The organism is Streptomyces sp. CB03234 (assembly GCF_001905885.1).
Lineage (GTDB): Bacteria > Actinomycetota > Actinomycetes > Streptomycetales > Streptomycetaceae > Streptomyces.
In genome coordinates, this window is the sequence record NZ_LIYH01000005.1 from 807,239 (window position 1) to 831,307 (window position 24,069).

At 72.5% G+C, this 24,069-nt stretch carries 26 protein-coding genes; 15 read left to right on the forward strand and 11 right to left on the reverse strand.

What is annotated here, in order from left to right; translation table 11 throughout:
* Positions 1 to 669 carry a lipopolysaccharide biosynthesis protein gene (locus AMK26_RS25100; protein ID WP_079277791.1) on the forward strand — a complete coding sequence of 223 codons (669 nt, stop codon included), beginning with the start codon at positions 1 to 3 and terminating at the stop codon, positions 667 to 669.
* On the forward strand, positions 666 to 1,766 hold the full coding sequence (locus AMK26_RS25105) for a GNAT family N-acetyltransferase (RefSeq protein WP_073756946.1): 1,101 nt from the start codon (positions 666 to 668) through the stop codon (positions 1,764 to 1,766). The genes AMK26_RS25100 and AMK26_RS25105 overlap by 4 nt, the downstream gene beginning before the upstream one ends.
* Here the strand turns inward: AMK26_RS25105 and AMK26_RS25110 are convergent.
* From AMK26_RS25110 to AMK26_RS25130, 4 genes are all read right to left on the reverse strand, one after another.
* Entirely contained in the window at positions 1,756 to 2,916 is a 1,161-nt protein-coding gene (locus tag AMK26_RS25110; RefSeq protein WP_241838071.1) for a glycoside hydrolase family 26 protein, read from the reverse strand. The two genes, AMK26_RS25105 and AMK26_RS25110, sit on opposite strands and share 11 nt — an antisense overlap.
* 569 nt (positions 2,917 to 3,485) lie before the next feature.
* A complete protein-coding gene (locus AMK26_RS25120) occupies positions 3,486 to 3,719 on the reverse strand; it encodes a chaplin (RefSeq protein WP_073756947.1) in 234 nt (77 codons plus the stop codon).
* Between the two features lie 439 nt (positions 3,720 to 4,158).
* Positions 4,159 to 5,517: a cytochrome P450 gene (locus AMK26_RS25125; protein ID WP_107421037.1), complete on the reverse strand. Its 1,359-nt coding sequence runs from the start codon at positions 5,515 to 5,517 to the stop codon at positions 4,159 to 4,161.
* Between the two features lie 55 nt (positions 5,518 to 5,572).
* On the reverse strand, positions 5,573 to 5,953 hold the full coding sequence (locus tag AMK26_RS25130; protein WP_073757120.1) for a DUF6479 family protein: 381 nt from the start codon (positions 5,951 to 5,953) through the stop codon (positions 5,573 to 5,575).
* 185 nt (positions 5,954 to 6,138) lie between these two features.
* Here AMK26_RS25130 and AMK26_RS25135 point away from each other — a divergent pair, with 185 nt between their 5' ends.
* From AMK26_RS25135 to AMK26_RS25150, 4 genes are all read left to right on the forward strand, one after another.
* Positions 6,139 to 6,525: a rodlin gene (locus tag AMK26_RS25135; protein ID WP_073756949.1), complete on the forward strand. Its 387-nt coding sequence runs from the start codon at positions 6,139 to 6,141 to the stop codon at positions 6,523 to 6,525.
* A 160-nt stretch (positions 6,526 to 6,685) separates the two neighbouring features.
* Positions 6,686 to 7,072, forward strand: a complete 387-nt coding sequence (locus AMK26_RS25140; RefSeq protein ID WP_073756950.1) for a rodlin — start codon at positions 6,686 to 6,688, stop codon at positions 7,070 to 7,072.
* A gap of 153 nt (positions 7,073 to 7,225) precedes the next feature.
* On the forward strand, positions 7,226 to 7,738 hold the full coding sequence (locus AMK26_RS25145; RefSeq protein ID WP_073756951.1) for a SigE family RNA polymerase sigma factor: 513 nt from the start codon (positions 7,226 to 7,228) through the stop codon (positions 7,736 to 7,738).
* 65 nt (positions 7,739 to 7,803) lie between these two features.
* Positions 7,804 to 9,024, forward strand: a complete 1,221-nt coding sequence (locus tag AMK26_RS25150; protein WP_073756952.1) for a hypothetical protein — start codon at positions 7,804 to 7,806, stop codon at positions 9,022 to 9,024.
* A gap of 77 nt (positions 9,025 to 9,101) precedes the next feature.
* Here AMK26_RS25150 and AMK26_RS25155 read toward each other — a convergent pair whose 3' ends face one another.
* The 3 genes from AMK26_RS25155 to AMK26_RS25165 form a co-directional block, all read right to left on the reverse strand.
* A complete protein-coding gene (locus AMK26_RS25155) occupies positions 9,102 to 10,790 on the reverse strand; it encodes a bifunctional 3'-5' exonuclease/DNA polymerase (RefSeq protein WP_073756953.1) in 1,689 nt (562 codons plus the stop codon).
* Positions 10,791 to 10,969: 179 nt separating this feature from the next.
* Positions 10,970 to 13,063: an ABC transporter permease gene (locus AMK26_RS25160; RefSeq protein ID WP_073756954.1), complete on the reverse strand. Its 2,094-nt coding sequence runs from the start codon at positions 13,061 to 13,063 to the stop codon at positions 10,970 to 10,972.
* Positions 13,057 to 13,791 (reverse strand): ABC transporter ATP-binding protein, encoded by a 735-nt coding sequence (locus AMK26_RS25165; RefSeq protein ID WP_073756955.1) that lies wholly within the window; start codon positions 13,789 to 13,791, stop codon positions 13,057 to 13,059. Before AMK26_RS25165 ends, AMK26_RS25160 begins: the two co-directional genes overlap by 7 nt.
* Before the next feature lie 124 nt (positions 13,792 to 13,915).
* Between AMK26_RS25165 and AMK26_RS25170 the strand changes: the two genes are divergently transcribed.
* Positions 13,916 to 15,076 (forward strand): DUF2786 domain-containing protein, encoded by a 1,161-nt coding sequence (locus AMK26_RS25170; RefSeq protein ID WP_073756956.1) that lies wholly within the window; start codon positions 13,916 to 13,918, stop codon positions 15,074 to 15,076.
* A gap of 88 nt (positions 15,077 to 15,164) precedes the next feature.
* Complete coding sequence (locus tag AMK26_RS25175; RefSeq protein ID WP_073756957.1) at positions 15,165 to 17,270, forward strand: FUSC family protein; 2,106 nt, start codon at positions 15,165 to 15,167, stop codon at positions 17,268 to 17,270.
* Between the two features lies 1 nt (position 17,271).
* Here AMK26_RS25175 and AMK26_RS25180 read toward each other — a convergent pair whose 3' ends face one another.
* The 3 genes from AMK26_RS25180 to rpmB are packed head-to-tail and all read right to left on the reverse strand — an operon-like array spanning position 17,272 to position 18,335.
* Positions 17,272 to 17,733 (reverse strand): hypothetical protein, encoded by a 462-nt coding sequence (locus AMK26_RS25180; RefSeq protein WP_073756958.1) that lies wholly within the window; start codon positions 17,731 to 17,733, stop codon positions 17,272 to 17,274.
* A gap of 60 nt (positions 17,734 to 17,793) precedes the next feature.
* Positions 17,794 to 18,099, reverse strand: a complete 306-nt coding sequence (rpsN, locus tag AMK26_RS25185) for a 30S ribosomal protein S14 (protein WP_073756959.1) — start codon at positions 18,097 to 18,099, stop codon at positions 17,794 to 17,796.
* A complete protein-coding gene (gene rpmB / locus AMK26_RS25190; RefSeq protein WP_073756960.1) occupies positions 18,099 to 18,335 on the reverse strand; it encodes a 50S ribosomal protein L28 in 237 nt (78 codons plus the stop codon). The genes rpsN and rpmB overlap by 1 nt, the downstream gene beginning before the upstream one ends.
* A 63-nt stretch (positions 18,336 to 18,398) precedes the next feature.
* On the opposite strand from rpmB, the gene rpmG reads away from it, so the two are divergent.
* The 5 genes from rpmG to AMK26_RS25215 all read left to right on the forward strand — a co-directional run bounded on the left by rpmG (position 18,399) and on the right by AMK26_RS25215 (position 20,701).
* Positions 18,399 to 18,563, forward strand: a complete 165-nt coding sequence (rpmG, locus tag AMK26_RS25195; protein WP_073756961.1) for a 50S ribosomal protein L33 — start codon at positions 18,399 to 18,401, stop codon at positions 18,561 to 18,563.
* Between the two features lie 6 nt (positions 18,564 to 18,569).
* The gene (locus tag AMK26_RS25200) at positions 18,570 to 18,827 is read left to right on the forward strand and encodes a type B 50S ribosomal protein L31 (protein ID WP_073756962.1); all 258 of its coding nucleotides are present in this window, start codon (positions 18,570 to 18,572) and stop codon (positions 18,825 to 18,827) included.
* Positions 18,827 to 19,963: a CobW family GTP-binding protein gene (locus AMK26_RS25205; RefSeq protein WP_073756963.1), complete on the forward strand. Its 1,137-nt coding sequence runs from the start codon at positions 18,827 to 18,829 to the stop codon at positions 19,961 to 19,963. The genes AMK26_RS25200 and AMK26_RS25205 overlap by 1 nt, the downstream gene beginning before the upstream one ends.
* A 4-nt stretch (positions 19,964 to 19,967) precedes the next feature.
* Entirely contained in the window at positions 19,968 to 20,213 is a 246-nt protein-coding gene (rpsR, locus tag AMK26_RS25210) for a 30S ribosomal protein S18 (RefSeq protein ID WP_073756964.1), read from the forward strand.
* Positions 20,214 to 20,461: 248 nt separating this feature from the next.
* On the forward strand, positions 20,462 to 20,701 hold the full coding sequence (locus AMK26_RS25215; protein ID WP_073756965.1) for a DUF397 domain-containing protein: 240 nt from the start codon (positions 20,462 to 20,464) through the stop codon (positions 20,699 to 20,701).
* Between the two features lie 67 nt (positions 20,702 to 20,768).
* On the opposite strand, the gene AMK26_RS25220 is transcribed toward AMK26_RS25215, so the two are convergent.
* Positions 20,769 to 21,290 (reverse strand): ATP-binding protein, encoded by a 522-nt coding sequence (locus tag AMK26_RS25220; RefSeq protein ID WP_073756966.1) that lies wholly within the window; start codon positions 21,288 to 21,290, stop codon positions 20,769 to 20,771.
* A 328-nt stretch (positions 21,291 to 21,618) separates the two neighbouring features.
* Between AMK26_RS25220 and AMK26_RS25225 the strand changes: the two genes are divergently transcribed.
* Positions 21,619 to 22,482 (forward strand): helix-turn-helix domain-containing protein, encoded by an 864-nt coding sequence (locus AMK26_RS25225; RefSeq protein WP_443333186.1) that lies wholly within the window; start codon positions 21,619 to 21,621, stop codon positions 22,480 to 22,482.
* Between the two features lie 72 nt (positions 22,483 to 22,554).
* Positions 22,555 to 24,012: an aldehyde dehydrogenase family protein gene (locus AMK26_RS25230; protein WP_073756968.1), complete on the forward strand. Its 1,458-nt coding sequence runs from the start codon at positions 22,555 to 22,557 to the stop codon at positions 24,010 to 24,012.
* Positions 24,013 to 24,069: the final 57 nt, after the last annotated feature.

A 24,069-nucleotide genomic window follows, 5' to 3' on the forward strand; every position in this document is an offset into this window, starting at 1 on the left:
ATGACCACGACCCAGTCCCTTGCCGTACGCCGCACGATCGGATGGCTCACCCGTCTCAAGCGCACCCGCCGCCGCTGGCTCGTCCCGGCCGCCGCGCTGCTGGGCGTCCTCGTCGGCGGCGCGTACGGGCTGCTGAAGACCCCGGAGTACGCGGCGACCAGTTACGTCATCGTCGTCCCGGCCGCGAAGTCCGACCCGGCCGGCGCGATGGGCCTGGCGCAGGCGTACGGGCGGGTCGCCACCGACATCGCGGTCGTCGGTGACGCCCAGGTCGCGGCCGGTGTATCGGCGAGCACGCTGCGCGCGAGCGTGCAGGCCGCCACCTCGCCGGACGCCCCGATGATCGCCATCACCGCGAGGGCACCGGAGGCCGCGGTCGCGGCGGGGATGGCCGACAGCGTGGCCAGGGCCCTCGTACAGAAGGGTGCCCACACGGAGGACAGCACCGGCGTGAAGGTCCTCCAGTTCACCCGGGCCGCCACCCCGACGAGCCCCGTCTCGCCCTCGCCGTCGCTGTCCGCGCTCGTCGGCGGCTGCGCGGGCGGGCTGCTCGGCGCGCTCGCCCTGCTGGTGCGGCCCGGCTACGCGCGGCGCGGGCAGCGGTACGGATACGGGTACGGACACGGGGCGGTGCCGGGGCCGGTGGCGCAGCAGGAGGCCCTCGTATGACCTGGGAGGTGACCGTCTGCCGGGACGGCGAGGAGTTCGGCCGGCTGGCGCGGGACTGGGCGGGCCTGTACCGGCGGTGCGCCACGGCCACCCCCTTCCAGGCGCACTCCTGGCTGCACTCCTGGTGGGTGTCGTACGGCACCCCCGGCACCCTGCGCGTCGTCCTCGTACGCCGGGACGGGCAGCTCGCCGCGGCGGCGCCCTTGCGGCTGGTGCGGCGCGGACCGCTGCCGGTGCTGACCCATCTGGGCGGGGCCATCACCGACTTCTCGGACGTGCTCGTCGACGACGCGTGCGCGGAGGAGGCGGTACCCGTACTGACCGGAGCGCTCGGCCGGCTGGCCCGTACCGCCGTGATCGACCTCAGGGAGGTACGGGCGGAGGCCGCCGCCCAGCGCGTCTACGCCTGCTGGCGCGGCCCGCGCCACCGTATGCCCGACTCCGTCTGCATGGAGCTGCCCGCGGTGCCCATCGACGAGCTGGTCGGCCGCCTGCCGTCGTCCCGCGCCCAGCGGGCCCGCTCGAAGCTGCGCAAGCTGGAGAAGCTGGGCATCGAGGAGCACGTCGTCCCCGCCGCCGAGGTCCCGTACGCCTTGAAGCGGCTGCTGGACCTGCACCAACGCCAGTGGGCGGAGCGCGGGGTGACGCCGGAACACCTCAAGCCCCGATTCGCCGAGCATCTGGAGCGGGCGGTGCGGGCGATGGTGGAGTCGGGGGACGCGATGGTGACGGAGTTCCGCATGGCCGGTGACGTGGTCGCCGCGGACCTCACGCTGATGTCGCCGCTGCTGTCCGGCGGCTACCTGTACGGGGCGCACCCGGTGCTGCGCGCCAACAAGGTGGACGTGGCCACGCTGCTGCTGCGCAACGGCGCCCGGGAGAGCAGCGCCAGCGGCCGCACCACGCTGAGCCTGCTGCGTGGGCGCGAGTCGTACAAGAGCCACTGGCGTCCCGAACCGGTCGTCAACCAGCGGCTGCTGCTCGCCCGTCGGCGCACGGCGGCCCCGCTGCTGCTCCTCGCCGGATACGCGGCCGGCCGCCGCCGCGCGGCGGACCGGCTGCGTGACCGGGCGTGGGTGCGACGGCTCACGACGTGAGGTGACGGCGCCATTCGACGCGTACGCACAGCTTGTGGCCGAGCCACTTCTCGACCCAGTCGCCGAGGTCCAGCGGCGTACAGGCGGGCTGCGGCTCGGGCTGCGGCTCCGGTTCCGGCTCGGGTGCCGGTTCCGTGGGCGTGCCCTTCCCGGACAGCATCGCGCGGAACACCTCGGACGACTTGGGGTTCTCGTCGCACTGCCAGACGCCGTGCGGGCAGTAGTCGGTGATCGTGTGGTACAGCGGCTTGTGCCGGTCGATCCACTCCAGCATGCGCCGCATGTACTCCGGGTTGTCGCCGTTGCGGAACAGGCCCCACTCCGGATACGAGATCGGCTTGCCGTGCGCGGCGGCGAACTCCACGTGCTGCCGCAGCCCGTACGGCTCGTTCACCTGCTCGTCGAAGGTCTGGCCCGACGGCTGGTCGTACGAGTCCATCCCGATGATGTCGACGACGTCGTCACCCGGGTAGCACTCCGTCCACGGAATGGCGTCCCGCCCGCGGTTGGGCGCGAAGTCGAACCGGAACCGCTGGCCCGGCACCGCGCGCATGGCGGTGACGATGCGTTTCCAGTACGCCTTCCATGCCTCCGGATCGGGGCCGCAGCGGTGCGAGTACGTGATGCCGTTCATCTCCCAGCCGAGGACGATGACCGTGTCCGGCACGTCGAGCCGTACGAGGCGCTCGCCGAGGGCCCGGAAGTGCCGGTCGAACCGCCCGTCCGCGCCCAGCCGCAGCAACTGCCGTACGACGGGGTCGGGCAGGTGGCTCTCGTTGCGCTCCAGCATGGGCACGTTGAGGACGAACAGCCGGTCCTTGCGCGCCCGACGCCACTGCGCCCAGTGCTCCAGGAAGCCGGGGCGGCCCTCGATGTTGGTCCATACGTCACCGGGCAGGTAGGTGTGCCCGACCCGCAGGTCGGTGCCGCCGAGCCACTTGCGCAGCCCCGCCATGCGGTGGATGCCGCGCGGCCCGTAATCGAGATAGGCCCCCACCGCGGTCCCGCCGACCGCGTCCCCGGCCGCGTCCCCGGCCGTGTCGCCGTCTCCGGTCCCGGTCGAGGCCCCGGCCTTTGCCCCGTCCCCATCCCTGGCTCCCGCGGCGGGCCCGTCATCGGGCCCCGCCCCGGCCTGCGGCCCCACACCCACCCCCGCCCCGGTCCCAGCCCCCGCGCCCGCCCCGGTCCCAGCCCCCGCGCCCGCCCCCGTCCCCGCGCCCTGCCCCGCACCAGCTCCCGCGCCCTGCCCCGCGCCAGCTCCCGCCCCGGCGCCGGCCCCCGCCGCCACCCCCGCGCCCGTCTCCGTACCGGCTTCCGTGTCGCCGGCCGGGCCTGGGCCCTGCTCCGGTGCCCGGGCCGTGACAGGGGGTCCGGCCGCACCCGCGGCGGCCGGGGAGGCCGGGGAGGCGGCGTGGCCGGGCGGGGCCGACAAGGCGGAGCCCGCCATCAGCAGGCTCAGCAGACCGGCGGTGAGCACCCCCCGCCGCGCGCCTTTCGTGTTCGCTCTCCGGTGACCCATGTCCGCTCCTTCGCCAGGCGTCAGGATTCCGCCAGTCACTTGGAGCGAAAGTATTCTTAATGGGCCGACCGGGATCGCGGTCCCGGCCTCCAGTAGGCCGTTGGTGGATTTCATCGCCCGCATGGGGCAGCCGGGCGGAGAAAAGCCGGTCCCGGAGCGCTCCGGGACCGGCTGTTACGCGACCGAGGCCTGATGCTGCGTCACTTGTTGACGCAGACGTTCCCGAAGGCAGGGTTCAGCAGCGCGATGATGTTGATGGTGTTGCCGCACACGTTGATCGGCACGTGCACCGGCACCTGCACGACGTTGCCGGAGATGACGCCCGGCGAGCCAACAGCGGCAGCCTCGGCGTCGGCGTCGGCGACAGCAGGCGCGGCCGCACCCAGCGCCATGACCACACCGGCGACGGCTACCGCAGCCTTCTTGCACTTCATAGTTCGGGTTCCTTTCCACAGGAGGAAGTCTTGCCACGGATTTCGTGACGGGCGAGCCCGATGAGGCCCGGCTTCCACTGCGAAAATCACAACGAATGCGAAAGCGGAAAGACACCACTGCGGCAACTTTCGGCACCGATTCACTCGAACCGCCGAGCAAGGGCCGGAGGCAGATGGCTCAACGGCTGGGCCACACGGGGCGGGCCGTCAAAACGTCCCATTCGTGGTCCGGCAGTCCCGGGACCGCCCGGCCCAGCGCTCTCCATTCGCGCAGCAACGACGAATAGACGGGGGCCGTATCGGCCTCCGTCGCTTGCCTGCTCTGTGGGATGAGGGGCACACGCTGCCACTTACCGGCGCGAGGAGCCATGCCGAGCCTTTCCGTTCACAGCAGCCTTGGCGAGGCTCTCGTATCATGTCACAGCCCGTACGCGTACCCTCACAGTCCCGGACGGTGGGGCAGGGCCGTGAACCGCAGGCCGAAGTGGTCGAGGGTGCGGGGCAGCGGCCGGTCCGGGCGCAGCCGGCCGGGCCGGTCCGGCAGGTAGGTGTGCCGTTCGAGCAGGGCCGCCAGCATGGTGGAGGTCACCAGCAGCACCAGGTCCTCGCCCGGGCACTCGCCGGGGCCCGCGCTGAACGGCATCAGCGCCTCGGTGTCCTGGGCCGTGCCGTCCAGCCAGATCTCCGGCGTGAGCCGGTCGGAGTACGGCAGCGACTCGTCCCGGTGGAACAGCGGCGTGTAGATCAGGAACTCGGTCCCGGCGGGCAGCGCGTCCCCGCCCCAGTCCGTCTCGCGCACCGACTCGCGCAGGACGAAGGGCGTGGTGGGCCAGAGGCGTACCGACTCCAGTACGCAGGCGCGGGTGTACGGCAGGAGGCGCGGCTCGGTCAGGTCGGTGACCGCCAGTTCGTTGCGTACCTGCGTCTCCTGCGCGGTGTGCGTGGACAGCAGGGCCAGCGTCCGGAAGGTCGCGATGCCCGCCGCGTCGAAGGCGAACAGCCAGTGCGGTGCCTGGCCCGCCGGGTCGGTGCCGGGCTCGGCGGGTGTGGCGGCGAGGGCGGCGGCGAGGCTGCCGGGCTCGGCGCGGTCGAGGTGCGTGCGCAGCCGGCGCTCGAACCGGTCGCGCAGGGCGGTGCGGCGCGGGGCGGCGACGGACCAGTTGGCGGCGGAGCGCAGTCGGCCGAGCATCGCGGTCAGCCCGGTGTCGTCGCGCCCCGTGTCGCCGAGCACGAGGCGGCGTGCCGTGCGGTCCCAGGCGGTGCGGAAGGCCGTCCAGTCGATCTCGCCGTCCCCGGCGGTCGTCGCGCCCAGGAGCTTGCCGGCCTCTTCGCGCACCGTCCGCACCATGCGCGGGGCCAGGCTGTGCACCTGGTGGCCGTACTCCAGCACGGCCTCGTTGAACGCGCGCCGCGAGTCCCGTTCCGTACCGCGCGAGATCAGCACGCCGTGTGGCTGGAACTGCTCCAGCGAGGCCCGCTTCTCGCGGGTGGAGGGGGAGTACGGGTCGGGCGTGCCGTTCAGGATGCGGGTGGCGTCGCCGGCCTGGAGGACGACGGCGAAGTGGCGCCCGGCCACGTCGACCCGGAGCGGGCCGGGGCCGTACGCGCCGCGCAGCTCGCTGAGCAGCCCGGTGGCGCGCCGGTCGACGGCGTACCGCTCGGCGAGGGCCATCCCGGCGCGGCGGCGGACGATGACACCGGCCGCGAGGGTGGGGGCGAGGACCTGCGCGGCCAGCCGCGCGGTGTCCCGCACGGACGCCCGTGCGGGCATGTGCGCGACCCTGTCCGTGCTGCTCATGGCCCCCGGGTGCCCAGGCCCCCCGCACGCGAAACGACACGCGGACGGCCCCCGGTCAGCCGCCCGTCGTCGGGCCGCCGCTGCCGAAGCCGCCGCTGGGGGTGCCGCCCCATTTGGCGTCCTTCTCGGTGCGGGGCGAGGAGTCCGGGTCGGTGTTCTGGTGCCTCAGCTCGTACGGCATCAGCCGGTCCTCGCGCTCCTCCAGCTCGGCCGGCCTGCGGTGGCCCTCCGCCTCACCCGGCAGCCCGGCGTCCGGCGGCCGGTGCGGCTGCTCCTCTTCCCTGGGAGGCGCGGGCTCCCGGTTCCGGATGCGCCGCCCCAGCCAGAACGCGCCAATCAGGAACCCGACGAGAATGATCCCGGCCACGAGGGGGCCGATGCCGACAAGATGGTCTTTCTCTGCCAATTCCATGCTGTACGTCATGAGAGCGTCCATACCGGATGTGTACCCGGTGAGGGCCGAGTCAGGCCAGAGCAAGACAAAGACAAAACTGTGGTCGTAAAACCGTGAGTCCGTCTTTTCCCGATTGAGCCCTTCGAGTGACAACGCGCAACTGAAACCGCTCTGGGCTGTTGATCAGGGCGACCCAAGCACCGGGTCTCTCGACAGAAGGATGGACCATGATCAAGAAGGTTCTGGCTACCGCCGGCGTGGCCGCGGCCGTCCTGGGCGCCTCCGCGCCGATGGCCGCCGCCGTGGGTGACCGCGGGGTCGACACGCAGAACGGTAACTTCGCCACCCAGTCGTACGGCAACACCTACACCGGCGGCTACATGAGCCCGCAGATCGGGCTCATCCAGGGCTCCCTCAACAAGCCCTGCATCGCTGTGCCGATCGAGGACGTGCAGAACATCGTGGCCCTGATCAACATCGGTGTTCAGGACATCCTGAGCGACCAGCAGAACCAGCAGTGCGCGGAGAACTCCACGGCGGTCAAGGGCGACGCCCCGCTGTCGCACATCCTCGAGGACGTCCTCTCCGAGAACGCCTCCGCCTCCGTCGACTAAGGACTGTGGCCACCGGCCCGCGCGACGTCCGTGTGGGCCGGTCCCCTCTGCGGCCGCCACGGCCGCACGCACGAAGACTTCAGTAACCGCATGGCGCCCTCCCCGAGTGGGCGCGGCAGGACGACCCGAGTAGCGGGTCTCTCGACGAGAAGGATGGACCATGATCAAGAAGGTTCTGGCTACCGCCGGCGTCGCCGCGGCCGTGCTGGGCGTCACCGCGCCGATGGCCTCCGCCGTGGGTGACCGCGGGGTCGACACGCAGAACGGCAACTTCTCGAAGCAGGCGTACGGCAACACCGTTACCGGCGGCTACATGAGCCCGCAGGTGGGCCTCGTTCAGGGGACGCTCAACAAGCCCTGCATCGCTGTGCCGATCGAGGACGTGCAGAACATCGTGGCCCTGATCAACATCGGTGTTCAGGACATCCTGAGCGACCAGCAGAACCAGCAGTGCACGGAGAACTCCACGGCGGTCAAGGGCGACGCCCCGCTGTCGCACATCCTGGAGGACGTCCTCTCCGAGAACCTCAGCGCCTCCGTCGAATAAAACGCGTCCAACCTGTCGGTGTGACCACAGGGGCGGGCCCCGCATCCGAATCCACGGATGCGGGGCCCGCCCGCTTGTGTGAGGTCTGAAACATTTGGCGTGGCCCGCCGCATCAAAGAGGGTGAGGACGACAGCGGTGGTGAAGGGGAGGGCATGAGACAGTCCTGCACGGACGAGTTCATGGAGTTCGCGGCCGGGCGGGCGGGACATCTCTTCCGCTCCGCGTGCCTGCTGACCAGCGGGGACACCCATCTCGCCGAAGACCTGGTGCAGGAGACGCTGGGGCGGTTGTACGTCGTGTGGGGGCGGATGGCCCGGGTGGGCAATCCGGCCGGGTACGCCCAGACCGTTCTCGTCCGCACCTACCTCGCGCAAGCGCGACGGCGCTCCTCGAGCGAGCGGCCGCTGGCCGAACTCCCCGAGACCACCACCGGACGCGGCGACGATCCGGCCCTGCGGGTGGCGCTCCTCCACGCGCTGGCGCGGCTGGGGCCGAAGGACCGGGCCGTGGTGGTGCTGCGGTACTGGGAGGACCGCAGCGTCGAGGAGACCGCCGCCGCCATGAACGTCAGCGCGGCCGCCGTGCGTACGCGCTCCACCCGGGCGCTCACCCGGCTCCGCGAGCAACTGGGCGGCAGCCTCGCCGAACTCGTACCGGCGCACTGAGCGACTGCCACCCTCACCGACCCTGCGACCACGAACGTCACACGACCCACGAACGGTGGTTCCCCATGCCCTTTGAGGACGACGTCTCCGAGGCGATGCACCGCACCGGCGAAACCTTCATCACGGACCACCGCGCGATCGTGGAGGGCGGGTTGCGGCGGGGGCAGGCCCGGGTGATGCGCCGCCGTGCGGCCGTGGGGGCGGCCGCCGTGATGGCGCTGACCGGTTCGGTTTTCTACGGGGGCTGGCTACTCGGCACCTCCCCCGCCCAGGAGGTGGTCACCGGCAACGGCCCGTCCCCTGACGTGACGCTCTCCGGCACGCCGAACCCCAGGATGAACGACCCCGACCAGCACATCCGCGTCTCCGCCGACCAGATGATCCAGATCCTGGAGCGGGTTCTGCCCAAGGGCAAGCTGACCCAGCAGCGCGGCACCAGCAACTTCGGGGACCCGAACCAGGCGGCGGACGCGTCCCTCGTGTACGACGACGGGTTCGGCGAGGCCCTCGTCGAGGTGTCCATCAAGCGGGCCGACATCAAGGCCCCGGCCAACCGCAAGCTGGTCGTCTGCCCGAAGAAGCTCACCCCGCCCGCCATCAGCTGTCACAGCGAGCCGTGGGCCGGGGGCTCGGCCACCGTCGTGAGCGAGGACAAGGGCCTGCGCACGTCGCGCTCGGTGAGTCTGTCCGAGGAGGGCTATCTCGTGGAGCTGACCACCTTCAACGGTCTGCCGAAGGAAGGCAGGGCCACCCGCGCGCACCCGCCCTTCACGGAGATGCAGACGTCCAACCTGATAGGGATGCTGAACTCGGCGATGACCAAGTACGGCATCCCCAACCCGGACCTCTTCACCCGGGAGGTGCGCGTCTCGGGAAGCCTGGCCGTAATGGAGCGGCTGCAGCGGCTCTCGCCGAAGGGACTGTCGCCGCGCGGTGGCGGTGGCGACGGCGCAACCGGTTACATCATCGCGTACGACGTCAAGAACAAGACCAAGAGTCACCTCCGGGCGACCCTCACCCCGAAGGGCGCCCCGGGCGACGGGGAACCGCGGTGGAGCGAGACGCTCCCGGACGGCACGAGGATCGCCACGTCGGAGCGGCCCGCCAAGGGCAAGGGCGTCACCGAGTGGCGGGTCGACGCGCTGCGGCCGAACGGCCTGCGCGTCACCATCACCTCGTACAACGCGGAGTACCCGCACCGGGACGCCAACCGGACGACGCCGCCCGCCACGATGGAGCAGCTCAAGGCGGTGGCCGTCCACGATTCCTGGCTGACGCTCAAGTAGGAGTGAGTGAGCCAGCGAGTGAGCCAGTGAGCGAGCCAGAAAGTGAGCCAGTGAGTGAGTGAGCGAAGGCGTCGGCGTCACTTCGCGTCGGAGTAGCGCCCCACCGTCGCCGTCGTGAACGGGAACCGCACCGGTGTGTCCCCGAACGCGATCCGGCCGGCCGCGTCCCCGGCCGTCCGGATCGCTTCGGCGACCGCCGGGGCCTCCTTGGCCGGGCAGTGCACGATCACCTCGTCGTGCTGGAAGAAGACCAGCTCCGCCCGCATCCCGGAGAGGGCCTGCCGCAGCGCGGCGAGCAGCAGCAGCGCCCAGTCGGCGGCGCTGCCCTGTACGACGAAGTTACGGGTGAACCGGCCGCGCGCGCGGGCGTTCACCGACGCGTACCCCGGCGTGAACTCGGCGTCGGACAGCGGCTCTTCCGCGCCCTCCTGGGGGATGCCCGCCTCGTCGGCCTCCGCCGCGCCCGCGGCGCGCGGGCTCGTCCGGCCCAGCCAGGTGCGCACCAGCCGGCCCTCCTCGCCCGCCTTCGCCGCGTCGTCCACATAGGCCACCGCCCGGGGGAACCGGCGGCGCAGGGCCGCCAGGTTCTTCAGGCCGTCCCCGCTGGTCTGCCCGTAGATCGCGCCGAGCAGCGCGAGCTTCGCGTGCTCCCGGTCACCGGAGAACGCCCGGTCGGACAGGCGCGTGTACAGGTCGTCCCCGTGGCCCGCCACCTCCATCAGGCCCGGGTCCCGGGAGATCGCCGCCAGCACCCGGGGCTCCATCTGGTCCGCGTCCGCGACGACGAGCCGCCAGCCGTCGTCGGCGACGACCGCCCGCCGTATCACCTTCGGGATCTGCAGGGCGCCGCCGCCGTTGGTCGTCCAGCGCCCGCTGACCGTGCCACCCGGCAGGTACTCCGGCCGGAAACGCCCGTCCCGCACCCAGTCCTGGAGCCAGCCCCAGCCGTGCGCCGTCCAGATCCGGTACAGCTTCTTGTACGCGATGAGCGGCTCGACCGCCGGGTGGTCGATCTCCTCGAGCTCCCAGCGGCGCGTCGAGCGCACCTTGATCCCCGCCTGGGCGAACGCCTTCACCACGTCGGCGGGGAGGTCCGGCCGCACCCGGCGGCCGAACGCCGCCGACACCTCGTCCGCCAGCTCCGCCAGCCGGCGCGGCTCGCCCCCGCCCGCGTACCGCTCGCCCAGCAGCTCGTGCAGGACGGCCCGGTGGACGTCGGCCCGCCACGGCAGGCCGGCCCGGGTCATCTCGGCGGCCACCAGCATCCCCGCCGACTCGGCCGCCGTCAGCAGCCGCATCCGGCCGGGGTGCTCGGCGGCCGCGTGTCTTCGGTGCTGGTCCGCGTACACCTCCAGCAGGCCCTCGAAGGGCACATCCAGGCGCGTCTGCGGCTCGAACAGGGGCGACTGCGCGCCCGGCTCGGCGGCCCGCAGCGGCGGATCGGCCGGTACGGGACGGTCGTGCAGCCGCGCCCAGGCCGCCGCGGCCGAGCGGGGCTCGCCCAGCCGCCCCTCGTGCCCGAGCAGCAACTGCTCGGCGTTCTCGATGTCGTAACACCGCTCGACCCGGACACCGGCCGCCAGGAGCCGTGGGTACAGCGCGGCCGTGGACCGCCACACCCACCGGCCGACGCCCGGCCGCGACCGCACCGCCTCCACCAGGTCGGGCTCGGTCAGCACCGGACCGGCGGGCAGGCCGTCCCCGCCGAGGGGGACGAGCCGTGCCCCGCCGCCCTCGGTGCCGTCCACCAGCCAGCGTTCGCTCACGCATGCGAGTCTGGCACCCGGCACTGACAATCGCCGTGATCACCCGCTTCGCGCCGCCCAGGCCCTGCACGGCCCCGCGCCCGGCACCGGACCGGCACCGGTACGGCACCGGACCGGCACCGGTACGGCACCGGACCCGCACCGGTACGGGCGCCGGTACGGGTGCCGGGTCCCGGCGCTCACCGGCCTGTGCGGGCGGCGCTCAGCAGGGACGAGGTGACCGCCACCAGGGCGCAGCCGCCCAGGGCGATGCCCACCGGGCCCCACGGGACCGTGATCGTCGCCGGGGCGGACAGGGAGGCCAGGGCCGCGCCGAGCCCGGCGAGGCCGACCGCCGCCACCGCCGCGCCGAGCACCGCGCCGACCGCGACCGCGAACAGGGCCTCGCCGGCGACGATCGCGAGGACCTGGGGGCGCGTCGCGCCGGTCAGCCGGAGCGAGCGCAGTTCCCCGCCCCGTACGGACGTGGCCATCGCCAGGGTGTTGGCGAGGGATATCGCGGTGTAGACGAGGGCGATGCCCAGGACGACGAGGAGACCGAGCCGGGTCTGCGGGCTCGTGCGGGGCGCCGCCCACGCGTCGGTGGTGGTCACCGTGCCGCCGGTGGCGCGGAGCACGGCGGGGTCGGCACCGGGCGGGAGCCGTACGTCGATCCGGTCGACCGTCGCCGCGGGGGCGTTGGCGGCCGTGACGTACGGGCCGTTGTCTCCCGTCCCGGTCGCGAGCACCGCCGCGACGCGCAGCGACACCTGCCGGCCGTCGCCCAGCCACACGTCCATGCGGTCGCCGACTGCCCGGTTTCCCGACTCGCTGTTCGCGATCTCCTGGTTGATGACGATCGAACCCTCGTCCAGGGCCCGTATGTCACCCGCCACCATGGGGAGCCGCGCCAGGTCCGCGAAGGCGGCCGGGTCGGTGACCGCCCGTGCCTCGTACCGGACGACGGCGGACTCTCCGTCACGGATGAAGACACCGGTGGACGCGGTGGGGGAGAGGGTGGCGCCCGGGACGCGTACCGGCTTCAGGTTCTCACCCGTCACCACGTGGTCCGCCGCCGTCTGCTGCCGGGCCTCGGCCGCCTTCGACGCGGTCACCGTCTCGGCCGAGCCGAGCAAGGACCCGGCCAGCGCGACGGTGACCAGGACGGGTGCGGCGACGGCGGCGGTACGGCGCAGGGCGGCGGCCGCGTTCTCCCGCACGAGCATCCCCGTGGCGCCGGGCAGAGGCAGGGCGCGCGCCACGGGACGTACCAGCAGGGGGGCGAGCAGCGCCACCGCGGTGATCAGCACCATCGGCTGGGTCGTGTACGTCTTGCGTTTGAGCAGGTCCGACGGGTCGGTGAGCAGCGTCCAGGCGAGCAGGGCGGTACCCGTGACCAGCAGCGCCGCGCCCAGCAGGCGGCGGCCGAGGGGCAGGACGCCGCTGTCGACGTCGGCCTCGCGCAGGGCCTCCGCCGGGCCGGTGCGCCCCGCCCGGCGGGCGGCCGCGCACGCGCCGCTGACGGCGACGGCCAGGCCGGTCCAGAAGGCGACGTGGAAGGGCCAGCCGACGGCCCGGATCGTGAACCATTCGGGCGCGATCCCGCCCTCGACCAGGACCCTCGCCAGCACCGGCGCGCCCCACGCCCCGAGGGCGCACCCGGCGGCGGAGGCGGCGACCCCGAGGAGGGCCGCCTCGGTGAGCAGCGCCCGCCGCACCTGCCCGGGCGTCGCCCCGGCCGTACGCAGCAGCCCGAACTCCCGGCGGCGCAGCGCCACCGCGAAGGCGAACGTCGACGCGACGACGAACACCGAAACGAAGGCGGTGACCCCGCCGGCCGTGCCCAGCAGGGCGTTCACCGTGACCAGCGCCTCGGCGTCCCGCTCCCGCTCTGGGTCGGCCTGCCGCCGCTCGTCACCGGTCAGGACCCGGCCGCGGTCGCCGACGACCCGGCGTACGTCCTCGGGATCGGCGTCCACGCCGACGGCGTCCGGTCGCCCGTCCGTCGCCACCGGCCCGAGCGCCCGCAGTCCGGTGAGCAGTCGCGCGTCCACAGGGTGTGGATGGAACAGCTGGTGCGACACGCGTCCGACGGTGAGCTTGTCCGTACCGATCACCACTACCGGCGAGGCCGCGAACCGCCGCGGTGCCCGCTCCGGGGCGTCGAACGTCGATGCCAGGCCCAGGCCCATGGTCACCAGCAGCCCCACCCCCAGGGCGACGGCGACGAAGCTCCCGGCGAACGTCGTCCAGCGGCTGCGCAGCCCGCTGACCGCGAGGCCCAGGCTCAGCATGAGGCACGCTCCAGGGACTCCAGCCCGGCCATCCGGCCCGCGACCGCCTCGGCGGTGGGCGCGGTCAGCTCGCCGCTCACCCGCCCGTCCACCAGGAAGACCACCCGGTCCGCGTACGACGCCGCCACCGGGTCGTGCGTGACCATGATGACCGTCCGGCCGTCCCGGTCCACCACCTCCCGCAGCATCCGCAGCACCTCCCGGCTCGTCGTGGTGTCCAGCGCCCCGGTCGGCTCGTCACCGAACAGCACGGCGGGCCGCGTGATCAGCGCCCGCGCGACCGCCACGCGTTGTCGCTGGCCGCCCGACAGCTCGTTCGGCCGGTGCCGCGCCCGGTCGGCCAGCCTCACGCGCGCGAGGGCGGCGCGGACCTCCGTGCGGGACGGCCGCCGCCCGGCCAGCCGCAGCGGCAGGGCCACGTTCTGCGCGGCGGTCAGCGACGGCAGCAAGTTGAACTCCTGGAAGACGAATCCGATCCGGTCACGCCGCAGCAGCGTCAGCCGCCGCTCGCTCAGCCCGCCCAGGTCGATGCCGTCGACCTCGACGCGCCCGCCCGACGGCCGGTCCAGCCCGGCCGCGCACTGGAGCAACGTCGACTTGCCGGACCCGGACGGCCCCATGACGGCGGTGAAGGACCCGGCACGGAAGTCGAGATCGACTCCGTCGAGCGCGGTGACGTCGCGGTACGCGCGACGAAGGGCGGTGAGCCGTACGGCGGTTGTGGTCATGGCTCAAGCGAACCGCTTCCGGTCGCCGCGATCACGACCACTGGCAGGTGTCTTTGGACTAGGGCCAGCCCTACCCCTGCGACCATGGAGGCCGGGAACGGCGTACGGGCGAGGAGGCACATTCATGGCAGCGGGGCACGAGGGGGCCGGCAGCGTCGAGCGGGCGTTCGCCGCCGCCCTGTACGCCGAGGACGACGCCGCCCTCGACACCGGTGCCTCGCTCCTCGCCGCAGACCCGGGCGCCGGCGCGGAACTGGCGCGGCGCGGCGAGGAGTTCGTCCGCCGGGCGTGGCAGCGCGGCTGGCAGCCGGCCGATGTCGTCCGGCTCGTACGCCGTGACCTGGACGATCACCATGTGCAGCTGGTGTCGGGGCTGATCGTCGCCGAGACGAGCGCGTACGAGTGGCTGCCGCCCCGGTGGGCCGGGCAGCTCGCCGAACTCGGCGACACCGACTGGCGCGCCGACCGCTTCTCGTACGCCACGGCCGTGCTGGAGCTGTACCGGCTGCTCGCCCGGCTCCCCGCGATCGAGCCCGTCGGCCCCGCGCCCGGCGTCTCGCCACTGTACGCCGCGCCCGTGCACGGCGAGCCGCGCATGCTGGCCCGGATCCGGGCGCTGCTGGCCAAGGCGGAGGCGACCGGGTTCCCGGAGGAGGCGGAGGCGCTCACCGCGAAGGCGCAGGAGCTGATGGCGCGGTACAGCCTGGACGAGGCCGCGCTCGCGGCGCGTACGCACAGCGCGGAGGAGCCCGCCGCGATACGGATCGGCGTCGACGCGCCGTACGAGACGGCCAAGGCGATCCTGCTGGACGCGGTCGCGTCGGCGAACCGCTGCCGGGCGGTGTGGAACGAGGCGTTCGGCTTCTCGACGGTCGTCGGCTTCGAGCCGGACCTGGAGGTCGTGGAGATGCTCCACACCTCGCTGCTGGTCCAGGGTATGGGCGCCATGGTCAAGGCGGAGGGGGAGCAGAGGGCGGGAGGACGCAAGCGTACGAAGACGTTCCGCCAGACGTTCCTGCTGGCGTACGCCCACCGGCTCGGCGACCGGCTCGCGTCCACCTCCCGCCGCGTCACCGCGGAGGAGCCGACGCTGCTGCCGGTCCTGGCGGCCCGGGACGTGGCGGTCACGGCCCGGGCGGACCGGATGTTCCCCGAAACGACGACGACCAGGGTTCGGGGCGCCACCGACGAGGCGGGCTGGCACCACGGCACGGCGGCGGCGGACCGGGCGCGGACGGACCACGGGCGGACCGACGGCCGGGGCCGGGGGCAGCTGCCCAAGTAGGGCAAGCCCAAGCAGGGCAACCTTAAGCAGGGCAATCCCACGTAAGGGAATCCCAAGTAGAGCAAACCAACCCATTACCCTCGACCCCATGAGCTGGCTCCGAGCGCTGAAGGCCACCGCCCGTTCGGGGCTGACGGTCGAGCGGCGGCGCCTGGAGCCGCTGGTCGCGCTGCGCGGGGCCGCCGGGCTGGCGCTGGTCGTCGGGGCGAGCCTCGCGCTGTTCGGCGCCGGCGTGGCCGTGAGTTCCGCGTTCGGCGCGTTCCAGGCGGCCATCGCCACCTTCCAGCGCAGCTGGCGCCCGCGTCCCACCCTCGCGCTCGCGTCCGGGGCCAGCCTCGCCGTGTCGACGTTCCTGGGGTACCTGACGGGCGCGCACCTCGTGCTCTTCCTCGCCCTGCTCGCGCTGTGGACGTTCCTGGCGGGCCTTGCCTGGGCCACCGGGCCCACCACCGGCATCATCGCCTCCTCCAACGTGGCGATCATGCTGGTCACCGTCACCCTCCCCACCTCCGTCGCGGATGCCGCCGGCCACGCCGCGATGATCGCCGTCGGGGGCCTGGTCCAGGCGGCGCTCATCGTCCTGGTCCCCATCCGCCGCTGGGGCGCCCAGCGCGACGCGCTCGCCGACGCGCTGGCCGCCGAGGCCGACTACGCCCGGCGCCTCCGCCACGACCCGTACGCCCCGTTCGACCCCGTACCGCTCATGACCGCGCGCAGCGCCGCCGCCGTCACGCCCCGCCAGGCCCGCCGCCGCCCCGCCGAGCTGCACGGCGCGCGCGGGCTCGCCGAGCGCATCCGCCCGGTCCTCGCCTCGCTCGCTGACCCGGCCGTCGGCGTGGAGCGCGAGGGCCCGCAGCGCGACCGGGTGTGCGAACTGCTCGGAGCCGCCGCCTCCGTACTCGACACCGCCGCCCGCGCCATCCGCCACGGCCGCCCCGCCGGCCTCCCGCCCGCCGCCCTCGCCGTGCTGCGCACGCCCGACACGGGCGCCGTCCTGACCGGCCCCGCCCGCCGCGCGGCGACCCGCCTGGCCGCGCTCCTGGAGGACGTCCTCGAGACGGCGACGCCCACGGACCGGGCCGAGGTGGGCGAGCTGCGGGCGCGCCCGACCCTCCTCCAGCTCGTCCCCGTCGCCGTACGCACCGTCCGGGGCGAACTGCGCCCCGCCTCCCCGGTCTTCCGGCACGCCGTCCGCGTCAGCGCCGTCGCCACGGGCGGGTACGCCATCGGTACGGCCCTGCCCCTTGGGCATGGCTACTGGGCGCCGATGGCCGCCGTCATGGCCATGCGCCCGGACTTCACCCAGACGTACTCCCGCTCCGTGGCCCGCTTCTGCGGCACCCTCCTGGGCGTGGCGCTCGCCACGGGCGTGGTCCAGGCGGCGCACCCGGGCCGGTACACCTCGGCCGCGCTGGCGGTGGCCTGTGCCTTCGGGATGTACCTGCTGATGCGCACGGGGTACGCGGTCGGGCAGGTCTGTGTATCGGCGTACGTGGTGTTCCTGCTCGGCATGGGCGGTACGGAGTGGACGCAGACCGTCCCGGAGCGGGTGGTACTGACGCTGCTGGGCGGTGTGCTGGCGATGGTGGCGTACGCCGTGTACCCGGCCTGGGAGACGCCCCGGCTGCGTACCCGGCTTGCCGACTGGCTGGCGGCGGACGGGCGGTACGGGGCCTGTGTGATCGCCCACTACGCGGACCCGGCGGCGCGCGGCACGGCCGCCGTGCGCGAGACGCTGCTCGCCACCCGGGACGCGCGCGTGGCCTGGCACGAAGCCGTTGAACGGGCCGCCCACGAACCGGTCCGGCACCGGGGCCTGTCGCGCACCGCGGCTGCCGACGCGGGCGACGCCCTGGCGCGGCTGGGCCGGGTCGCCATGCTGATGGAGGCTCACCTCCCGGACCGCGACGCCGCCCCGCTGCCGGCCGCCGCCGACCTGGCGGAGGCGCTGCGCCACGCCACGGAAGAGGGCGCGAAGGCCGTCCGGGAACGCCGGGTCCCACGCTGGGGCCCGGTGCGTGACGCCGTCACCCGGTGGGACGCCGACACGGTGCCCGACCCGGTCGTACGCAATGGGGCGCGGCTGCTGCTGCAGGCACTGGACGCGCTGTCGGACGCCCTTGAGGAGGGGTCTCCTGGGAAGGGCTCTCGGGAGGGCTCCCTTCAGGAGGGGGACAAAAAACAGGGGCAATAGGTCATGGTTTCGGCGGCACCGCCGCCTTGGTGAGCGTGTCCTCGACCCCGGCGGCCCAGGAGACGACCAGCTTCTCCTTGACCGCGTGCGCGGAACCCTTCGTACGAGCGGTGTAGCCGTCGTCGCAGGTCAGGGTCAGGGTCAGCGTCACGGTGTCCGTGCCCTGGGCGGTGCCCTGGCAGACGTGCGCCTCGGCCAGCACCAGGGCGTGGCCCTTCTTGATGGTGAGGCTGACGGGCTTGCCGTCCGTGAGCCCCACCCACGACCCCTCGAACGCCGCCCCGGCCACAGGGGAAGGGGAGGCGCTCGGGGGCGCGGTGGGGCTGGTCACGGGTTTCCCGCCGTCGCCGGGGTCGTCGCCGCGCTGCTGGTCCCGGCCGCCGCCGCAGCCGGCCAGTGCGAGCACGGCAGCCGTGCCCGCCGCCGCGACGATCCCTGCCCGTACGAGCCTGTGCGCGTCCACGCCACGTCTCCCCAATCGGTGTCGGAAACGCGCGACAAGCTACCAGTCGGTAGTTCCCTGCTACCAGGACGACTTGGTGACCCCGGGCAGGAAGCCCGCGTGCGCCTGCTGACGCACGTTCACCCGGGACAGCCCGAACTTCCGCAGGTGGCCGCGGGGGCGGCCGTCGACGCTGTCACGGTTGCGTACGCGGGTGGCGCTGGCGTCGCGCGGCTGGCGCCTCAACTCGGCCTGGGCGGCGGCCCGTTCCGCATCGGGGGTGCCGGGCCGCCGGATGATGTCCTTCAGCTCGGCGCGCCGGGCCGCGTACCGCTCGACGACCTCCTTGCGCCGCTCATTGCGCGCGATCTTGCTCTTCTTGGCCATCAGACCCTCACTCCCCGGGCGCGGATCCGGGCCACGGCGGCCTCGATCCCGATGGTGTCGACCGTCTTGATGCCCTTGGTGGACAGGGTGAGCCGGACGTACCGGCCCTCGCTCGGCAACCAGTAGCGCTTGCGCTGGATGTTGGGGTCGAAGCGCCGGGACGTACGCCGGTGCGAGTGCGAGATGCGATTGCCGAAGCCCGGTTGGGCGCCGGTCAGCTGGCAGTGGGCGGACAAGGGTGACCTACCTCTCTGAACGCTGTCTTGGTAATGGAAACCATTTCCACTTACTCTAACCCCATGGCCCGCAACGAACTCCGACCGATCATCAAACTCCGGTCCACCGCCGGCACCGGCTACACCTACGTGACCCGCAAGAACCGCCGCAACAACCCCGACCGCATGACGCTGCGCAAGTACGACCCGGTCGTCGGACGCCACGTCGACTTCCGAGAGGAGCGCTGACGCGCGATGAAGCCCGGAATCCACCCCCCGTACGAGCCCGTCGTCTTCCGTGACAAGGCGGGCGGCTTCGCCTTCCTGACCCGTTCCACCGCCACCAGCGACAAGACGGTCGAGTGGGAGGACGGCAACACGTACCCCGTCATCGACGTCGAGATCTCCTCCGCGAGCCACCCCTTCTACACGGGCCAGGCGCGCGTGCTGGACACGGCGGGACGCGTGGAGCGGTTCGAGCAGCGCTACGGCCGGCGCCACGGGGCCCGCTGATGCTGTCCGTCGCTCTTGTCGGCGGGCTGCACTCCGAGGCCCGCGCGGCCGCGGTCGAGCGGCTGCTCGCCACCGTTCCCGGCAGCGTGGCGCTCCACCACGACCTGGCGGCCGCCGCCGAGCGGGGCACGGTCACCCGGACCGTGCGCGACGCGACCGGCGTCCTGTCGACGGACGTGGCGCCGCTGGTCAACGACTGCGCGTGCTGCGCGCTGCGCGAGGACCTGGTGCCCGAGCTGGAGCGGCTCGCCGACAGTGTTTTCGACGGGGCGACCCGGCTCGCGGTCGTCGAGCTGTGGGACTCGGTCGAGCCCAAGGCGATGGCCGAGGTCGTGGCGGCGGCCGGGCTGACGGTCAGCTCGGTGATCACCGCCGTCGACCCGGCGCTGCTGCTGCCGTACCTCGGCAACGGCGACGACCTGATGGAGGCGGGGCTCGCCGCGGCCGCCACTGACCAGCGCACGGTCGCCGACACCTGGGCGCGCCAGCTGGAGTACGCGCCTGTGCTCGCCGTCCTCGACAGCCCCGAGGCCGACGACGAGGACCGCGCGCTGCTCGCCCAGCTCCACCCGACGGCCCGCCGGGTGCCGGTGCCGGACGGGGACCTGGCCGCCGCCGCGCTGGCCGGGTTCGACGTCGAGGCGGCGGCCGCCGCGCAGCACCCGGCCTGTGCGCTGCTGCCCCAGGAGGCGGACGCGCACGGCGTCGGTACGTACGTGTGGCACCGGCGCCGTCCGTTCCACCCGGAGCGGCTGTACGCCGCGCTGGAGGACCTGTGCTGTGCGGCCGCGCGCAGCCGCGGGCGGTTCTGGCTGGCCGACCGGCCGGACACGCTGCTGGCGTGGGACGCGGCGGGCGGCGCCCTGTGCGTCGAGCCCGCCGGGCCGTGGCTCGCCTCGCTGCCGGACGCCGCCTGGGAGATGGTCCCGCCCGTACGCCGGGCGGCGGCCGCGCTGGACTGGGACCCCGAGCACGGGGACCGCTGCCAGCACCTGGTCTTCACCTCGCCCGGCCTGGACCGCGAGGGGCTCGCCGAGCTCCTCGACTCCTGCCTGCTCACCGACGCGGAGTACGCCGCGGGCCGCGAGGCCTGGAAGCGGCTCCCGCCCGCCTTCGACGCCCTCCTGGAGGTCTGACCCCATGTCCCCCCGCCGCTCGGCCGAGCGCAAGCCCGCGAAGTCCCGCCCCAATCCCCTGGACCGCGACGGCATCACGTACATCGACTACAAGGACACGGACCTGCTGCGGAAGTTCATCTCCGACCGCGGCAAGATCCGCAGCCGCCGCGTGACGCGCGTATCGGCGCAGCAGCAGCGCCAGCTGGCCCGCGCGATCAAGAACGCGCGGGAGATGGCCCTGCTGCCGTACTCCTCGTCGGCGCGCTGACGTCCCTCACGTACGCACGTTCGGTACAAGGCCCTCCTTCCAGGAGGGCCTTTTCGTATGTCGTGCGACGGAGAAGGGAGCCATAAGGGCCCGTCGTACGTCTCTACTGGCGTACGGGGGAGTAGCACGAGGGCCTGTAACCGAGGGAACACACGACGTGCACGTGCATCTGCACGCGCGTATGCACGTGAGTCGACGCTATGATCCCGATAGTTGACACCTGCATCATGTATCTCGGGGAGCGTCCTGTGCACCACGTGTACAACGGCATGGCGGCCACAGAGCTTCACGGCGTCGTATGGCAGAAGAGCAGGCACAGCAACTCACAGGGCTCGTGCGTGGAGTTCGCCAAACTGCCCGGCGGCCATGTGGCCGTACGCAACTCCCGGCACCCCGACGGCCCGGCGCTGGTCTACACCCCGGCCGAGATCGAGGCTCTGCTGCTGGGCGTCAAGGACGGCGAATTCGACCACCTGACAGCCGGCTGAGCCCTGGGTCCGGGTTCCGGGCGCATGCCCTGGCGGGGCGCCCCGCTACGGGCGCCCCTGCGGCGTTCTACGGCGTCCGGCCCTGCGCCTGCTGGGCGTCCGAGAGGCGGAACAGGGCCCAGACCACCTTGCCGTGCAACGTGCCGGCCAGCGGGTGCCAGCCCCAGCTGTCGCTGAAGGACTCGACCAGGAACAGCCCGCGGCCCGACTCCGCCGAGAAGTCCTCATCCGACTCACGCGTCGCCGGGCTGTCCGGGCTCGGGTCGCGCACCGCGCACACCAGCCGGCTCGCCCAGCGCATCAGGTGCAGCCGTACGGGCGGGTCGTGCGGGGCGTCGCGGGGCGTGTCGGCGGGCAGGGCGTGCCGGAGCGCGTTGGTGACGAGTTCGGACACGACCAGGGCGACGTCGTCGAACCGGTCGGTGAGGTCCCACTGGGCGAGCGTCGTGCTGGTGAACTTCCGTGCGCCGCGCACCGCTTCATAGCGGGCGGGCAGCGCGCACGAGGCGGAACTGGAGACGGAAGCGGCGTCGATCGGCGGAAGCCCCTGCCTTAAAGGCTCGAGCATGGTCGATCCATTCGTCCCCATGCGAGGCACTCCCGGGATTCGCGGCTGTGGTGCGACAACACGAACGGCTACGCAGGTGCGCGGGCTCCATGGTTCCGAATGCGACCATCTGATGCAAGGGCAGATGCACGTGCACGCGCCCGACCTGTCCACCCCCGTGCCGGTTGCTGGCCATATCTTCCCCCCATGACTTTCAGTGGCAGGACCCCCGCGGGGTCGCCACTCGGTCAAGGCTTCGTCTTTCCGTAATCGAGCGAGTACGCGCTGAAGCGTTTTGGTGGCAGAATCCGGCGTCTCGGAGTTCGGGGGTGCTCCGTCGTACACATCAGCGATGGGGAGGGTTGGAGACGTGACCGCAAGTGAATCGAGCGGTTCCGTGGTGCGGCGCATCCTGCTGGGCTCGCAGCTGCGGCGGCTGCGTGAGTCGCGCGGCATCACGCGTGAGGCCGCCGGCTATTCGATCCGGGCGTCCGAATCCAAGATCAGCCGTATGGAGTTGGGCAGGGTGAGCTTCAAGGCGAGGGACATCGAGGACCTGCTCACGCTGTACGGCGTCACCGACGACACCGAGCGCGACTCCCTCCTCGGCCTCGCCAGGGAGGCCAACGTCGCCGGCTGGTGGCACAGTTACGGCGATGTGCTGCCGGGCTGGTTCCAGACGTACATCGGCCTGGAGGGCGCCGCCTCGCTCATCCGTATCTATGAAGTGCAGTTCGTGCACGGCCTGTTGCAGACGGAGGCGTACGCGCACGCCGTCGTCGCCCGTGGCATGCCGGGCGCCGCGCAGGCCGAGATCGACCGGCGCGTGGCCCTGCGCCTGGAGCGCCAGAAGGTGCTCGTCTCGGAGCGGGCACCGCGTTTTCACGCCGTTCTCGACGAGGCCGCCCTGCGCCGCCCGTACGGAGACCGCGCCGTGATGCGCGACCAGCTCAAGCACCTGATCGAGGTTTCGGAGCAGCCCAATGTCACGCTCCAGGTCATGCCCTTCAGCTTCGGCGGCCACGCGGGCGAGAGCGGCGCCTTCACCATGCTCCGGTTCCCCGAGTCCGACCTCTCCGACATCGTCTACCTGGAGCAGCTGACCAGCGCGCTGTACCTCGACAAGCGCGAGGAGGTGGCCCAGTACGAGCGCGTCATGGCGCGGCTGCATCACGACAGTCCGGGCCCCGAGGAAAGCCGCGACCTTCTCCGAGGTCTCCTCCAACTCACGTGACTCGCCAGTAGGATGACGTTTCATCAAACGTCTCGTCATGAGTCAGAGTGCGCGCCCTCGGGAAGGGATGGCATGTCCTACTTCACAGACCTGGCCCTGCAGTACATAGACGGTGAGTGGCGGGCCGGCGGCGGCTCGTGGGACATCATCGACTTCAACCCGTACAACGAGGAGAAGCTCGCCTCCATAACCGTGGCCACGGTCGAGGAGATAGACCAGGCCTACAGGGCGGCCGAGCGGGCACAGCGCGCGTGGGCGGACACCAATCCGTACACGCGCCGCGCCGTTTTCGAGCGGGCGCTGCGGCTCATCGAGGAGCGCGAGGCCGAGATCACCGAGGCGATCATCGCCGAGCTCGGCGGCACGCGGACCAAGGCCGGCTTCGAGCTGCACCTGGCCAAGGAGTTCATGCGCGAGGCGGTCACCCTGGCGCTGCGCCCCGAGGGCCGGATCCTCCCCTCGCCGGTCGACGGCAAGGAAAACCGCCTCTACAGGGTCCCGGTCGGCGTCGTCGGCGTCATCAGCCCCTTCAACTTCCCCTTCCTCCTCTCGATCAAGTCCGTGGCCCCGGCGCTCGCCCTCGGCAACGCGGTCGTCCTCAAACCCCACCAGAACACGCCGATCCTCGGCGGCAGCCTCGTCGCCAAGATCTTCGAGGACGCCGGCCTGCCGGCCGGTCTGCTCAACGTCGTGATCACCGACATCGCGGAGATCGGCGACGCGCTGATCGAGCACCCGGTGCCCAAGGTCATCTCGTTCACCGGCTCCGACCGGGTCGGCAAGCACGTCGCCACCGTCTGCGCCGCCAACTTCAAACGGTCCATCCTGGAACTGGGCGGCAACAGCGCCCTCATCGTGCTGGACGACGCGGACATCGACTACGCGGTCGACGCGGCCGTCTTCAGCCGGTTCGTACACCAGGGGCAGGTCTGCATGGCCGCCAACCGGGTGCTGGTGGACCGGTCGGTGGAGCGGGAGTTCACCGAGAAGTTCGTCGCCAAGGTGCGCACCCTGAAGACCGGCGACCCGGCCGACCCGGCCACGCACATCGGCCCGCTCATCAACTCCTCCCAGGCCGAGGCGGTGACGACGCTCGTCGACCAGACGGTCGGCGCGGGCGCGACGGCCCTGGTGCGGGGCGGCGCGGAGGGCAACGTCGTGGCGCCGACCGTACTGGCCGGCGTACCGGCCGATTCGCCGGTCCTGGGCCAGGAGATCTTCGGCCCGGTCGTGATGCTCATCCCCTTCGACGGGGAGGAGGAGGCGGTACGGATCGCCAACGACACCCCGTACGGGCTCAGTGGTGCCGTGCACACGGGCGACGTCGAGCGCGGCGTACGCGTCGCCCAGCGCATCCACACCGGAATGATCCACATCAACGACGGCACCGTCCACGACGAGCCCATCGTGCCGTTCGGCGGCGAGAAGCACTCGGGCGTGGGGCGGCTGAACGGCGAATCGACGGTGGACGCCTTCACGACGTACAAGTGGATCTCGATCCAGCACGGCCGGAGCCGGTTCCCCTTCTGACCCGCCTTATGGTTCTGACCCGCCTTCCGGCCGCTGGGCGAGTCGAGGACAAAAGCT

Bases quoted from the DNA above. Each gene is read 5' to 3' on its own strand.
- AMK26_RS25100 (WP_079277791.1), top strand. From the start codon at position 1: ATGACCACGACCCAGTCCCTTGCCGTACGCCGCACGATCGGATGGCTC.
- AMK26_RS25105 (WP_073756946.1), top strand. From the start codon at position 666: ATGACCTGGGAGGTGACCGTCTGCCGGGACGGCGAGGAGTTCGGCCGG.
- AMK26_RS25120 (WP_073756947.1), bottom strand. From the start codon at position 3,719: ATGAAGTGCAAGAAGGCTGCGGTAGCCGTCGCCGGTGTGGTCATGGCG.
- AMK26_RS25125 (WP_107421037.1), bottom strand. From the start codon at position 5,517: ATGAGCAGCACGGACAGGGTCGCGCACATGCCCGCACGGGCGTCCGTG.
- AMK26_RS25130 (WP_073757120.1), bottom strand. From the start codon at position 5,953: ATGGACGCTCTCATGACGTACAGCATGGAATTGGCAGAGAAAGACCAT.
- AMK26_RS25135 (WP_073756949.1), top strand. From the start codon at position 6,139: ATGATCAAGAAGGTTCTGGCTACCGCCGGCGTGGCCGCGGCCGTCCTG.
- AMK26_RS25140 (WP_073756950.1), top strand. From the start codon at position 6,686: ATGATCAAGAAGGTTCTGGCTACCGCCGGCGTCGCCGCGGCCGTGCTG.
- AMK26_RS25145 (WP_073756951.1), top strand. From the start codon at position 7,226: ATGAGACAGTCCTGCACGGACGAGTTCATGGAGTTCGCGGCCGGGCGG.
- AMK26_RS25150 (WP_073756952.1), top strand. From the start codon at position 7,804: ATGCCCTTTGAGGACGACGTCTCCGAGGCGATGCACCGCACCGGCGAA.
- AMK26_RS25160 (WP_073756954.1), bottom strand. From the start codon at position 13,063: ATGCTGAGCCTGGGCCTCGCGGTCAGCGGGCTGCGCAGCCGCTGGACG.
- AMK26_RS25165 (WP_073756955.1), bottom strand. From the start codon at position 13,791: ATGACCACAACCGCCGTACGGCTCACCGCCCTTCGTCGCGCGTACCGC.
- AMK26_RS25170 (WP_073756956.1), top strand. From the start codon at position 13,916: ATGGCAGCGGGGCACGAGGGGGCCGGCAGCGTCGAGCGGGCGTTCGCC.
- AMK26_RS25175 (WP_073756957.1), top strand. From the start codon at position 15,165: ATGAGCTGGCTCCGAGCGCTGAAGGCCACCGCCCGTTCGGGGCTGACG.
- rpsN (WP_073756959.1), bottom strand. From the start codon at position 18,099: ATGGCCAAGAAGAGCAAGATCGCGCGCAATGAGCGGCGCAAGGAGGTC.
- rpmG (WP_073756961.1), top strand. From the start codon at position 18,399: ATGGCCCGCAACGAACTCCGACCGATCATCAAACTCCGGTCCACCGCC.
- AMK26_RS25200 (WP_073756962.1), top strand. From the start codon at position 18,570: ATGAAGCCCGGAATCCACCCCCCGTACGAGCCCGTCGTCTTCCGTGAC.
- AMK26_RS25205 (WP_073756963.1), top strand. From the start codon at position 18,827: ATGCTGTCCGTCGCTCTTGTCGGCGGGCTGCACTCCGAGGCCCGCGCG.
- rpsR (WP_073756964.1), top strand. From the start codon at position 19,968: ATGTCCCCCCGCCGCTCGGCCGAGCGCAAGCCCGCGAAGTCCCGCCCC.
- AMK26_RS25220 (WP_073756966.1), bottom strand. From the start codon at position 21,290: ATGGGGACGAATGGATCGACCATGCTCGAGCCTTTAAGGCAGGGGCTT.
- AMK26_RS25230 (WP_073756968.1), top strand. From the start codon at position 22,555: ATGTCCTACTTCACAGACCTGGCCCTGCAGTACATAGACGGTGAGTGG.